At 47.0% G+C, this 12,636-nt stretch carries 10 protein-coding genes; 9 read left to right on the top strand and 1 reads right to left on the bottom strand.

The genetic code is table 11. The annotated features are described in order from the left end of the window. The first annotated feature begins 290 nt into the window (after window positions 1–290). The 6 genes from dgcN to VRK_RS08995 all read left to right on the top strand — a co-directional run bounded on the left by dgcN (window position 291) and on the right by VRK_RS08995 (window position 9,370). A complete protein-coding gene (gene dgcN / locus VRK_RS09020; protein ID WP_059121051.1) occupies window positions 291–1,298 on the top strand; it encodes an N-acetyltransferase DgcN in 1,008 nt (335 codons plus the stop codon). Further along, window positions 1,295–2,269, top strand: a complete 975-nt coding sequence (dgcA, locus tag VRK_RS09015; RefSeq protein ID WP_059121050.1) for an N-acetyl-D-Glu racemase DgcA — start codon at window positions 1,295–1,297, stop codon at window positions 2,267–2,269. Before dgcN ends, dgcA begins: the two co-directional genes overlap by 4 nt. Before the next feature lie 14 nt (window positions 2,270–2,283). Continuing rightward, complete coding sequence (locus VRK_RS09010; RefSeq protein ID WP_059121049.1) at window positions 2,284–3,138, top strand: D-amino-acid transaminase; 855 nt, start codon at window positions 2,284–2,286, stop codon at window positions 3,136–3,138. 492 nt (window positions 3,139–3,630) lie between these two features. Beyond that, window positions 3,631–4,779: an efflux RND transporter periplasmic adaptor subunit gene (locus tag VRK_RS09005; protein ID WP_059121048.1), complete on the top strand. Its 1,149-nt coding sequence runs from the start codon at window positions 3,631–3,633 to the stop codon at window positions 4,777–4,779. A gap of 3 nt (window positions 4,780–4,782) precedes the next feature. Further along, window positions 4,783–7,938, top strand: a complete 3,156-nt coding sequence (locus VRK_RS09000; RefSeq protein WP_059121047.1) for an efflux RND transporter permease subunit — start codon at window positions 4,783–4,785, stop codon at window positions 7,936–7,938. After that, window positions 7,928–9,370 carry an efflux transporter outer membrane subunit gene (locus VRK_RS08995; RefSeq protein WP_059121046.1) on the top strand — a complete coding sequence of 481 codons (1,443 nt, stop codon included), beginning with the start codon at window positions 7,928–7,930 and terminating at the stop codon, window positions 9,368–9,370. Before VRK_RS09000 ends, VRK_RS08995 begins: the two co-directional genes overlap by 11 nt. A gap of 54 nt (window positions 9,371–9,424) precedes the next feature. Here VRK_RS08995 and VRK_RS08990 read toward each other — a convergent pair whose 3' ends face one another. Next, window positions 9,425–9,847, bottom strand: coding sequence for a winged helix-turn-helix transcriptional regulator (locus tag VRK_RS08990; RefSeq protein WP_059121045.1), 423 nt, complete (start codon window positions 9,845–9,847; stop codon window positions 9,425–9,427). Between the two features lie 159 nt (window positions 9,848–10,006). Here VRK_RS08990 and VRK_RS08985 point away from each other — a divergent pair, with 159 nt between their 5' ends. The 3 genes from VRK_RS08985 (at window position 10,007) to VRK_RS08975 (ending at window position 12,618) form a co-directional block, all read left to right on the top strand. Beyond that, window positions 10,007–10,870 carry an SDR family oxidoreductase gene (locus VRK_RS08985; RefSeq protein WP_059121044.1) on the top strand — a complete coding sequence of 288 codons (864 nt, stop codon included), beginning with the start codon at window positions 10,007–10,009 and terminating at the stop codon, window positions 10,868–10,870. Between the two features lie 229 nt (window positions 10,871–11,099). Beyond that, on the top strand, window positions 11,100–11,453 hold the full coding sequence (locus VRK_RS08980) for an Hpt domain-containing protein (RefSeq protein ID WP_059121043.1): 354 nt from the start codon (window positions 11,100–11,102) through the stop codon (window positions 11,451–11,453). 10 nt (window positions 11,454–11,463) lie between these two features. Next, window positions 11,464–12,618 carry an HDOD domain-containing protein gene (locus VRK_RS08975; protein WP_059121042.1) on the top strand — a complete coding sequence of 385 codons (1,155 nt, stop codon included), beginning with the start codon at window positions 11,464–11,466 and terminating at the stop codon, window positions 12,616–12,618. The last annotated feature ends 18 nt before the right edge of the window (window positions 12,619–12,636 follow it).

Below are 12,636 nucleotides of genomic sequence, written 5' to 3'. Positions count from 1 at the left end.
AAAAAGGAGTGTAGGCCGTGCATTTTTCTGATTCAGTCAGTGGGTTTAGAATAAGACTCTGTAAAAATGCACAGGATTGGCGGTTTCTATCATATGCGCATTTTGTGATTGAATGAATTTTTATTCCATTATGTTTCTATTATTGAATTTTTATTCAAAAATGATGCGCAAAAATGATTTTGTTGCTCATTTCCTTTCCTTCATGTTGTCATGTATTTTGCTCTGTAAATGATGATTGACCCATAATGAACATTTTATATCTATGCTGACTTGGATGGAGTGATTGCGAGATGGAACTGAAGAAACCGTATTTATTGTTTTTAGGTGATGCAGCTGATGCATTAGCTGCGAAGGTTGCCCAAGGCATCAAGACGTGGCGTCCAGAGTATTGTGTCGGACAGTTTCGTTTAGAGAACTGCAATGCCGATTGTGGTTTGCCTGATATGAGCATATCGGACGCAGTGGCAGCCGGGGCAAAAACACTGGTGATTGGTGTTGCAAACCGAGGCGGCATTATTTCTGATGAATGGATCAGTGTACTGGTTGAAGCGTTAGAAGCTGGGATGGACATTGCGTCGGGATTGCATAATAAATTGACCGATATTCCCGCCTTGGTCGCGTGCGCGGAGAAACAAGATTGTGCTCTGTTTGATGTGCGCTATCCGACTCAGGTTTATCCGGTCGCGAATGGTAAAAAACGGACGGGTAAGCGTTTGCTAACCGTAGGAACCGATTGCTCCGTAGGGAAAATGTATACGTCGCTTGCGATTGAGAAAGAAATGCGTGATCGCGGGATGGATGCCGATTTTCGGGCAACCGGTCAGACCGGGATTCTGATTTCGGGAGAGGGAGTCAGTGCTGACTGTGTGGTGTCTGACTTTATTTCTGGTGCGATTGAGACGATATCTCCCGCCAACAACCCTGATCACTGGGATGTCATTGAAGGGCAGGGTTCTTTATTCCACGCGTCGTTTGCCGGTGTGACAACCGGATTGATTCATGGTTCTCAGGCGGATGCGCTGGTGTTGTGTCATGAGCCAACGCGTCAGCATATGCGAGGCTTGCCGGATTATGCCTTGCCGGATATTGACGCCTGTATGGCTGCCAATCTGACGACGGCGCGTTTAACGAATCCGAATGCTCAGTTTGTCGGGGTATCGATCAACACGTCCGGATTGGATGAACAGGCAGCATTGTCTTATATGGCCACGCTTGAAGAGCAGCTTGGATTACCGGTGGTTGACCCTTTCCGGCAAGGTGTCGGACGTATTGTTGATCAGTTGGCGGTGTTTTCATGAATATTCGTCTCTATCGCAAAAGCTGGCCAATTCGAGGCAGTTTCACGATTTCTCGCGGCAGTAAGACTTCCGCTGAAACCATCGTGGTTGAGATTGAAAAAAATGGTTTTATCGGGCGGGGAGAGTGTGTTCCCTACCACCGTTATGGGGAGTCTGTTGACAGCGTTATCGCACAGATTGAGGGGATTTTTCCTGAAATCAAATGTGGGATTAACCGTCAGCAACTCCAACCCTTATTACCTGCCGGAGCGGCTCGGAATGCGGTCGATTGTGCGATGTGGGATCTGGAATGCAAGCTCAGTCAAACCACGATTTGGTCGCAACTCCAGATAACGCCTTGTGTGCTGACAACGGCTTATACATTATCGCTCGATAAACCGCACAAGATGGAAGAGGCTGCGGTCGCGAATGCTTTTCGTCCGTTGCTCAAATTAAAGTTGGGTGGCCCGGAGGATCTGGAGCGTGTCCGTGCTGTTCGTCGTGGTTCACCACAGGCAACGATTATTCTGGATGCCAATGAAGCTTGGGATGTTGCAACCTATCAAGCGTTGATTCCTGAGTTAGAGCAGTTGAATGTCGCGATGATCGAGCAGCCGTTTCATGCCGATGAAGATAGGGTTTTAGATGGACTGCCTCGGCCGATACCGATTTGTGCTGATGAATCTTGCCATGATCGGCAGAGCCTGAGTCGTGTGATTGGTCGCTATGACATGATTAATATTAAGACCGATAAAACCGGTGGTTTGACGGAAGCATTGGCGTTGAAGCAAGCCGCTCAGGAAGCGGGGTTACAAATTATGGTGGGTTGTATGTTGTCTTCTTCACTCAGCATGGCACCTGCATTTGTTGTTGCTCAGGGGGTTGATGTTGTTGATCTGGATGGCCCGTTATTACTGAGCCAGGATATTGAACATGGTTTTGAGTTTGAAAAAAATCAAATGCTGCCTTTTGGTTCGGAACTATGGGGATAAAGGGAAAATTATTTATGGAACGGATTGTTTATGTCAATGGGACGTATGTTCCTGAATCTGAAGCGAAAGTGTCAATTTTTGACCGGGGTTTTCTGTTCGCCGATGCTGTCTATGAAGTGACGTCAGTATTGGACGGCAAACTGATTGATAATGTGGGACATATTGCTCGTCTGGAACGTTCTTGTCGTGAGCTGGGAATTAAAATGCCAGCTACAGCGGAACAACTGACGTCCATTCAGCAGACGCTGATCGAAAAAAATCATTTGGTTGAAGGGGGCATTTATCTGCAACTAACCCGAGGCAATGAAGGGGATCGTGACTTTTCTTATCAAGATGCGATCGAGCCTACGTTGATTTTATTTACTCAGGCCAAGCAGTTGATTGATAGCCCGAAAGTGAAGCACGGCATTAAAGTGATTTCATTTGAAGATATCCGCTGGAAACGCCGGGATATTAAAACCACCAGCCTGTTGCCGGCGTGTTTGGCAAAACATGCAGCACACGCAGCGGGAGCTGATGATGTGTGGCTCATTGAAGATGGATATGTGACTGAAGGCGGTTCCAGCAATGCTTACATCGTGACACAAGAAGGAACATTAGTCACTCGACCACTCAGCCATGATATCCTGCATGGGATTACCCGAGCTGCTTTGATGAAACTGGTTCAAGACACTGGCGTTAGGGTTGAAGAACGCTTGTTTACCATCGAAGAAGCGCTGCAGGCCAAAGAAGCATTTATCAGTTCGGCAACTACGTTTGTCTGGCCAGTTGTTGCCATCGATGAACAGCCCATCGGTGACGGTCAACCGGGACAGTTGGCGTTGAAGCTGCGGGAGATTTATATTCAGACTGCGAGAGCGTATGCCTGATTTAAATTGACCGAAATAAATTTACATGTCACAGAAACCCAATCATCTCGGTTGGGTTTTTTGGTTTCTCCTTTGCTGATAACAGCTAATTTGTATCTCTAATTGATATTTAGCCATCTTTTGTGATGGTTGTGATGCAATGATTGAGGCATGATATGATTTCCACCATGAATCGTCATTGATAAAAATATTAAATTAATAACTTCAATTGTCTAAAAGCTGATCATCATTAACCACACTTTAACCCGTTAAATATCTAGAATATAGTTAGTTCTCTCATTTGGTGACGGTATGATTTGTGACGGCTGATAAAGCGGCTTTATAACAAATACGTATGAATGACGATTGATGCTGCTTGATTTGTAGGTTTGTAGAAATTTTTCGCCGTGTCACTGTGAACACAATGATGACTGAATCACGTACAGAATAAGGAATGAGGCGCTGAAGTAATGTTACTTCAGCGCCAGTAGCATAGTTTTAGGAGAGTAATTCATGACGAAAACCTTCCCTCTTTATCGCCAGTCATTGGTTGCCTTTGGGTTGGTGTTTGCACTGGTTGGGTGCCAACCGGATGGCACCCAGGCTGAAGCAACAACCCCACAGAAGCCACAAGCTGTTGCGGTCGATGCTGTTGCGATCCAATATCAGCCGGTCGAGTTGACGACTCGTCTCCCCGGACGGACAAGTGCCTATCGGGTGGCTGAAGTGAGACCGCAGGTGGCTGGTATTATTATTAAACGCTTGTTTGTTGAAGGGAGCAAGGTCAAAAAAGGTGAGGTGTTATACCAAATTGATCCGGCAACATATGACGCGACTCTAGATAGTGCCAAGGCCAGTTTAGCTTCTGCCCAAGCCACATTAGAAAAAGCAAAATTGCAGGCTGAGCGTTATCAGACATTGGTGAAAAGCCGTGCGATCAGTGAGCAAGATTATGAAGATTCACGCGCGACTTACCGGGAGGCTCTTGCTGCGGTGATGTCTGCCGAGGCCTCCGTGAAATCTGCGCAGATCAATTTAGATTATACCCACATTAAAGCACCGATTTCCGGACGGATTGGTAAATCAAATGTGACCGAAGGTGCACTGGTTACCGCGAATCAGACCGACTATCTGGCCACGATTCAGCAACTTGATCCTCTGTTCGTCGATCTTTCTCAATCCAGTAATGAACTCCTGAAACTGAGGAAACAGGCCGTCGGCAGTGACCAGAAGCTCAGCGGCATTAAACTGAGTTTGGATGACGGGACAAAAATTGATCAGGAAGCGACGTTACAGTTTGCCGATGTAACGGTGAATGAGAAAACCGGTACAGTAAACCTGCGTGCTTTACTACCAAACCCTGATCAGGCTTTGTTGCCGGGGCTGTATGTCAGAGCTGATCTACCGACAGAATATCGTGAAAAAGCGATTTTAGTCCCACAGGCTGCAGTGGTGCGTGATGCAAAAGGTCAGGCTCATGTCATGGTGATTAATGCAGAAAACAAAGTCGAAGATCGTATGATCACCACAAACCGGATTGTCGGTACTCAGTGGTTGGTTGATTCTGGTCTCAAAGCCGGAGACAAAGTTATCGTGAGCGGATTACAAAAAATTCGTCCGGGAGCGATGGTGACGGCAAACATGGTAGAGCAGGGGCAATAATATATGGTTCGCTTTTTTATCGACAGACCGATTTTTGCATGGGTGATTGCGATCGTGATCATGCTGGCCGGTGTTCTGTCCATCAAAACTTTACCGATTGAACAGTATCCGCAGATTGCACCACCAGCGGTTAGCATTTCTGGTGTTTACGTCGGTGCATCTGCGAAAACCGTGGAAAATAGTGTGACGCAGGTTATCGAACAAAATATGAATGGTATCGATAACCTACTGTATATGTCTTCCAACAGTGATTCGTCCGGTTCATTTTCTATTAGTCTGACGTTTGCGACGGGGACAGACCCGGATATTGCACAGGTTCAAGTACAGAATAAATTGTCTGCTGTTGAATCGTCGCTGCCTGAGTCGGTTGTGACCCGGGGGATTACGGTTGCAAAATCGACCAGTAGCTTCTTGATGGTGATTGGCTTTATCTCATCTGATGGCAGCATGAATAATACCGGTATCGCGGATTATATCGTCTCAAACGTGAAAGATCCGATTAGCCGTGTTCAAGGTGTCGGTGAAACCCAAGTGTTTGGGGCGCAACATGCGATGAGAATCTGGCTGGATCCACATAAACTGAATAAGTTCAGTCTGACTTCCAGCGATGTTCTCAGTGCTATTAAAGCTCAGAATACGCAGGTATCCGTCGGTGAGTTGGGTGGTACACCTGCGGTGAAAGGGCAGCAACTGACTGCAACGATCACGGCTCAGGGGCGTCTGAAGAGCGTAAAAGATTTTAAAAATATTCTGCTTAAAGTTGATACGGATGGTTCTCAAATTCGTTTGCAGGATGTTGCGCGCATTGAAATCGGTGGTGAAAGTTATGCCGCTGTTGCTGAGTTTAATGGTTTACCGGCGACCGGTCTGGCGATTCGGCTTGCGACAGGCGCCAATGCACTGGATACAGCGGATGCTGTGCGTGCCAAAATGGCAGAATTGAAACAATTCTTCCCCAACTCTCTGAAAATTGTTTATCCGTATGACACGACCCCATTCGTTAAAATTTCGATTGAAGAGGTGGTTCATACCCTGATTGAAGCGGTCGTGCTGGTCTTTTTGGTCATGTACCTCTTCTTGCAAAACTTCCGTGCGACTCTGATTCCGACCATTGCGGTACCGGTGGTGTTATTGGGGACGATGGGCATCATGGCTGCCTTCGGCTTTTCGATTAATACTCTGACGATGTTTGGGTTGGTGCTGGCGATCGGTCTGTTGGTGGATGACGCAATTGTCGTGGTCGAGAACGTCGAACGGGTGATGGCTGAGGATGGTTTATCGCCATTAGAAGCAACCCGTAAGTCGATGGGGCAGATTACCGGTGCATTGGTTGGTATTGCTCTGGTTCTGAGTGCGGTATTTATTCCGATGGCTTTCTTTGGTGGTGCCGCCGGGGCGATTTACCGGCAGTTCTCCTTGACGATTGTTTCTTCTATGGCGCTGTCTGTGTTGGTGGCGATGATCCTTACACCGGCACTGTGTGCGACGATTCTAAAGCCGCTTTCAGAAGGTAGTCATCAGGCAAAACGCGGACCGATTGGCCTGTTTAACCGATTGTTTAATCAGGGAACTGTGCGTTATAAAGGCACGGTCGAAAAAGGAATTCATCAGAAAATCAGATATCTGGTAGTTTATGTCTTAATCGTCGGTGGCTTAGGTTTGTTGTGGCACAAACTACCGACTTCATTTTTGCCTGATGAAGATCAGGGTGTCTTAATGGTGATGGTTAAACTACCTTCCGGTGCAACGCAAGAACGGACACTCAACGTAATGGAGAAAATCCGGGGTCACTTCTTGCAAGATGAAAAAGATGATGTGGCCTCGGTCTTTACTGTTGCAGGGTTTAGTTTTGCCGGTCGCGGTCAGAATATGGGGCTGGCATTCGTCAAACTCACTGACTGGAGTCAACGAACCAAGCCTTCACAGTCCGTCGAAGCCATTATCGGGCGAGCATGGGGCGCTTTAGGACAGATCAAAGAAGCGCAAATATTTGCGTTCAACTTGCCACCGATTATTTCGTTGGGAACAGCCAGTGGCTTTGATGCTTATCTGGTTGACCGGGGCAACCTTGGTCATGAGGCATTGATTCAGGCTCGTAACCAACTGTTGGGAATGGCAGCGAAGAACCCGAATCTGGTGTCTGTCCGGCCAAACGGGATGGAAGATACCGCTCAGCTCCGAATTGATATCGATTATGAAAAAGCGATGGCAATGGGCGTTTCTGTGAATGATATTAACTCAACCTTATCGACTGCATGGGGTTCGACTTATGTGAACGACTTTGTCGATAACGGGCGGATTAAGAAAGTGTACGTTCAGGCTGATGCGCCATTTCGGATGAATCCTGAAGACTTCGATCTGTGGCATGTTCGCAATTCCGAGGGGGACATGGTGCCGTTTAACGCCTTTGCCAAAACGTACTGGACTTATGGATCGCCACGACTGGAGCGCTTTAATGCTTCCCCTGCGGTCAACATTCAAGGTTCGGCTGCGCCCGGAAAGAGTTCTGGTGAGGCGATGCTTGAGATTGAAAAAATGGTTCACCAGTTGCCAAAAGGCTTTGATGTGGAATGGAGTGGATCTTCGTATCAGGAAAGACAGTCCGGTTCCCAAGCCTCGTTACTGTATGGTATTTCTTTGCTTATCGTATTCCTCTGTCTGGCTGCACTTTATGAAAGTTGGAGTGTTCCTTTCTCGGTGATTTTGATTGTGCCGTTGGGGATTTTCGGGGCCGTGTTGGCGACCACCCTGAAAGGATTAGCGAATGATGTTTACTTTCAGGTCGGGCTGTTGACGACGATTGGTTTATCGGCGAAAAACGCGATTCTGATCGTTGAGTTCGCCAAAGCCCAATATGATGAGGGCATGGATCTGTTCAAAGCAACCGTTGAAGCTTGTCGGATGCGTTTACGTCCGATTCTGATGACCTCTTTTGCATTTATTCTGGGGGTTTTACCGTTGGCACTGAGTAGTGGTGCGGGGGCTGCCAGCCGGAATGCGATTGGTTGGGGGGTTGTCGGCGGCATGGTGTCTGCCACGGTGTTGTCTATTTTCTTTGTTCCGGTGTTCTTTGTCTTGGTGATGCGTTTGTTCCGCACTAAACCAAGAGGCGATTTCTCTGCCGCTCCTGCCGTGGAGGATAAGTCAGATGCAAATTAAGTTACTGCCGCTGATAATGACTGCTGTTTTAAGTGGCTGTAGTCTGGCGCCGGATTATCAGCAGCCAGAACCCCCGTCAACACAAGGGTGGCAAGGTGTTGAAGCAAGTCAGACGGCGGAAACCGAGCTGCCTGACTGGCGTACTTTCATGCCGGATGAGCGGTTACAATCGCTGATTGAGTTAGCGCTGGCAAATAATAAAGACTTGAAAACAACATTGCTGAATGTTGCTTCTTTGCGAGCCACATACCGAATTCAGGATGCTGAACGCTATCCGGGGCTGGACGCCTCGGGAAGCGGTTCGAGAACACGTTTTTCTGATGCAAATACAGGCAATGGCAAGTCATATTCTTCGCAGTATAAAGCAACGGTCGGTGTGACGAGTTATGAGTTGGATCTGTTTGGCCGGGTACAAAACCTGAGTGAGCAGGCGCTTGAGAGTTATCTGTCTCAGGATGAGAATCGTCGCAGTACCGTGATTGCGCTGATTAGTGAAATTGCCAGTGCCTACATGAATTTGCTGACCAACCAAGAGTTGCTGACATTAACGACAGAAACGGTTGATGCCTATCAGGAAACCTTGTCACTGGTGCAAACGCGCTATGATGCCGGATATAGTGATGCCTTGACGCTCGCACAAAGTAAGACCGCATTACATAGTGCACAGGCGAAGCAAGCGCAGTACAAACTGGCGGTTGCGAAGGGTTACAATGTGTTGCGGCAGCTGGTCGGTGCTCCGATCATGCAGTACATTGATGGCCGTTTGCCTGATGAAAGCGGGCAAATGCTGTCAGCGCTGCAAGTTGGCACGTCATCAGAGCTGTTACTCAAGCGTCCTGATATTCTGGCGGCTGAACATACACTTAAGGCAGCCAATGCGAACATCGGTGCGGCACGTGCTGCATTTTTCCCGAGTATTCGTTTAACGGCAAATGCCGGCAGTGCCAGTAATTCTCTGTCGGGGTTATTTAACTCGGATTCGGGGTATTGGCAATTTTCACCGTCTATCTCTTTACCTATCTTCGATTGGGGGAGTAATCAAGCCTCTCTGGATGTGGCAAAGATTAAGAAGCAGCGCTCGATAGTTGCTTATCAGCAGGCGATTGAAACTGCGTTTAAAGAAGTTTCTGATGCTTTGTTAGGGCAGACGTATTATCTGGAAGAGTGGCAAGCTCAGCAGAATAATATGGCTGCAAACCAAGAGTATTACGAGCTGGCAAAAATGCGCTATGAAAAAGGCAATGACAGTTATATGGACTTACTGGACGCACAACGGTCATTATTTAGTGCCCGGGAGAGTGAACTGGCATCGCATTTGAATTTACTGCTGAGCCGGGTCAATTTATATAAAGCACTCGGTGGTGGTTGGCGTGCCGCTGATCAGCAAAAGTCTACTCAGGTCTCATCAGTTTTGGAAACAATTGATCAATAAATGATGAGACTGAACATTACTTGTTTGTGATGAATAAGCGTGCTGTCGGCACGCTTATTTTTTTGCCTGAAGTGATGATTCGCACATCATCCGCGCCTGATCATATTGATGTTGAATACTCTGGATATCGATAATATTGTCTTCGAGCCATTCGACAAGAACCGCTGCTTTTTGTGTCACGGTATGGCCATGCGGGGTGAGCTGATATTCGACATGAGGTGGTACTACAGGATGGGCAATCCGTGTCAGAAAACCATCACGTTCTAAGGTTTGCAGCGTCTGCGACAGCATTTTTTCACTAATCCCCATAATTCTCTTCCTGAGTTCACTAAAGCGATGTCGCGCACCGTCATTCAAAGCAATTAATACCAAAATCCCCCAACGGCTGGTGATATGGTTGAGTATCTCCCGGGACGGACATTGTGCGATAAAGACATTACCGCGCTGATATTGTTCAAGCTGAGATATTTTTTTCATACTTACCTTTTTGTGCGTACTTACTAAAAGTTAGTTTTGATTTTATTATAGGATCAGTCGGCCTGGTGAGCAATCAATCCATCATGCTCAATAGTCATTATGGCCGTGGTTGTATAGTTGATTTAGAGACGATAACAAGTCAAAGCAAAAGGAGAAATTATGTTAGCGATTACTGGAGCAACCGGCCAACTGGGCCGTCTCGTGATTGAGGTTTTACTACAGAAAGTGCCCGCATCACAAATTGTCGCGGTGGTTCGCGATGTTCATAAAGCACAGGATTTGGCCAAACTAGGGGTTCAGGTCCGGTATGCGGATTACACACAACCTGACTCATGGTGTGAGGCGTTTGCCGGTGTGAATAAGGTGCTGCTGATTTCTTCCAGTGAAGTCGGACAGCGCGTTGAGCAGCATCGTACCGTCATTGAGGCGGCGAAAGCAGCGAACGTTACTTTACTGGCTTATACCAGTATTTTGAATGCCGATCGTTCTTCCTTGATGTTGGCCGAAGAACATGTCGCGACGGAAGCTCTGATTCAAGAATCCGGACTCCCCGCGGTGATTTTGAGAAATGGCTGGTATTCGGAAAATTATACCATGGGGATTCCAGCGATTTTGAAACAGGGTATGATGATTGGGTGTGTCGGAGACGGTCGTATTTCCTCTGCGCCCCGCCGCGATTATGCTGAAGCAGCAGCGGATGTCCTGACACGCGAGGGACAGGCCGGCAAAGTCTACGAACTGGCCGGTGATCATGGTTTCACACTAGCTGAATTTGCGGATTATCTGTCCGAAGCAACGGGACAATCAATTGCTTATCAGAATCTGTCTGAAGCCGACTATGTTCACGCGTTGGAAAGTGCTGGTGTCCCGGAACCACTTCCGATGGTGTTAGGAAACTCTGAAATCGGGGCGTCTGCGGGAGATCTATTTAGTACATCAATAGATCTCAGTCAGCTTCTGGGTCGGCCAAGCACACCGATTGGTGTGACGATTAAAGAGACGCTGTCAGGGATTACTGAGTAGCGGTATCGATAGTATGTTGTGATAGTTGTCGCATCGATTATCCCTCGGAAGCAATTTTCGGGGGATTTTTTATTTCTCCCTGACAGGACATTGAGATTTCGTTAACAGGCGCACTGTTTTGGCCCTTCGCGTTGCTGAGAATCAGCTACACTAAACCTAACGCATTGAGAAAACAGCGTTCGTAAATTTCACGTATCGATTTTTAGCTCAGTTACCTTGGGGAATGATCATGGCGGACTTACAGTATTTCCAGCCGGCAAGGGTTGCAGACATGGTTGGTGAAGAGAATGTTGGTGAGATGCTTAGTGGTTATCTAACGTCACTGGGCGAGTCTTTGTCCCAACTGCAATTGTATTGGCAGGAAGGCGATGTACAACATGTCAGAATGACATCTCACCGGATGAAATCATCAGCCCGCTTTATTGGTGCGGATGAGCTGGCTGAGGTCCTCCAAAAGATTGAAACGGATTCGCTTAATGAAGCGAATAACATTTGTGCGCAGACGACTCAGCTCAGTGTGGTTGAACAATGGTGTCATGAGTTGACACGAGAGATTAACCATTATTTGGATTCTGCGAGTTAAGGATTGGTCTATGGCAAGTCTTGAAGTTGTATGTGTTGATGACGATGAATTTATGCTGAAAGCCATTGGCCGTCTGGTTCGTCGTTTACGTCCCGAATGGCGGTTTCTTCTCCTTGATGAGCCGATGCGGTGGGAGGAGATCATGGCAGCTTCTGAAATTGATCATCCGGCGATCTTTATTTCTGATCTATTGATGCCAAAGAAGCGTGGCGATGCGTTGCTCAATGAAGTCAAAATGAATTTGCCGGAGTCAATCCGAGTGCTGTTGACTGGTGATACAACGCAAGAATTGCCTCAAAAAGCACACGGTTATGCCCACTTCGTCTTACCAAAACCATTTACTCAAGAAGATTTTGAACACCTATTTCAGTGTGCAGAACGCTTGCATAAAATGCCGTTTAATGCCGAGTGTCGTCAGAAGTTAGGGTCTTTATCCGGTTTGCCAGTATTGCCGAATACCGTTCGTGAATTGCAGAATGTTATCGCTTCTCCCAATTGTGATATGCATTTAATGGCTGGGGTTATCAGTCATGAACCTTCGTTAGTTGCGCGGATATTTCAAATTGCCAATTCATCGTACTTTGGGTTCAGAAGACATACCGATTCACTCTCTGAAGCGGTCAGTCGATTAGGGGCGACATTGATTGAAACGATTGCGGTTTCTTTATTAACTCAAATTCCTCATCACCGGGTTTCTCCGAGCCAGCATAAGCTGGTCGCAGAACGAGCCTTGAAGGTCGGATCTATTGCGAGGTTGCTCGCGAAAGAGATGAACTTCGCCCGTCGTGAACAGGATAAAGTGTTTGTTGCCAGTCTATTAACGTCTATCGGCACACTGCTCGTTCTGGAAGAAGGTGCGACACTTGAAAACATCAAAACATACTTGGGGTTGCAGGAAGGTTACTATGACCACCACGTTGCTGCTGCTTATCTGCTGATTCTATGGGGATATGATATTGATATCGGTGACATTATTTTATCTCAGAGCCATATCGATTTTCTTAGTCAGAATGAGACGGTCATATATGGCAGCATTGTCGGCTTGGCTTATATGGTTGAGAAATTCAAGACAGAAGTACAATTCAAGCAAGTCGCTGAGCAACTGCCCGATTTTGTCCGTGATGTTGTGTTGACACTGATCCCATTATTATTAGAAACAGCATAACAAAATGATTAAAAACAA

This window comes from Vibrio sp. MEBiC08052, from assembly GCF_001506075.1.
In the GTDB taxonomy this organism is placed as follows: domain Bacteria; phylum Pseudomonadota; class Gammaproteobacteria; order Enterobacterales; family Vibrionaceae; genus Vibrio.
The sequence above is the reverse complement of the archived record's forward strand: the minus strand, read 5'-3'. Positions and strand labels throughout refer to the sequence as shown.

Bases quoted from the DNA above. Each gene is read 5' to 3' on its own strand.
- dgcN (WP_059121051.1), top strand. From the start codon at position 291: ATGGAACTGAAGAAACCGTATTTATTGTTTTTAGGTGATGCAGCTGAT.
- dgcA (WP_059121050.1), top strand. From the start codon at position 1,295: ATGAATATTCGTCTCTATCGCAAAAGCTGGCCAATTCGAGGCAGTTTC.
- VRK_RS09010 (WP_059121049.1), top strand. From the start codon at position 2,284: ATGGAACGGATTGTTTATGTCAATGGGACGTATGTTCCTGAATCTGAA.
- VRK_RS09005 (WP_059121048.1), top strand. From the start codon at position 3,631: ATGACGAAAACCTTCCCTCTTTATCGCCAGTCATTGGTTGCCTTTGGG.
- VRK_RS09000 (WP_059121047.1), top strand. From the start codon at position 4,783: ATGGTTCGCTTTTTTATCGACAGACCGATTTTTGCATGGGTGATTGCG.
- VRK_RS08995 (WP_059121046.1), top strand. From the start codon at position 7,928: ATGCAAATTAAGTTACTGCCGCTGATAATGACTGCTGTTTTAAGTGGC.
- VRK_RS08990 (WP_059121045.1), bottom strand. From the start codon at position 9,847: ATGAAAAAAATATCTCAGCTTGAACAATATCAGCGCGGTAATGTCTTT.
- VRK_RS08985 (WP_059121044.1), top strand. From the start codon at position 10,007: ATGTTAGCGATTACTGGAGCAACCGGCCAACTGGGCCGTCTCGTGATT.
- VRK_RS08980 (WP_059121043.1), top strand. From the start codon at position 11,100: ATGGCGGACTTACAGTATTTCCAGCCGGCAAGGGTTGCAGACATGGTT.
- VRK_RS08975 (WP_059121042.1), top strand. From the start codon at position 11,464: ATGGCAAGTCTTGAAGTTGTATGTGTTGATGACGATGAATTTATGCTG.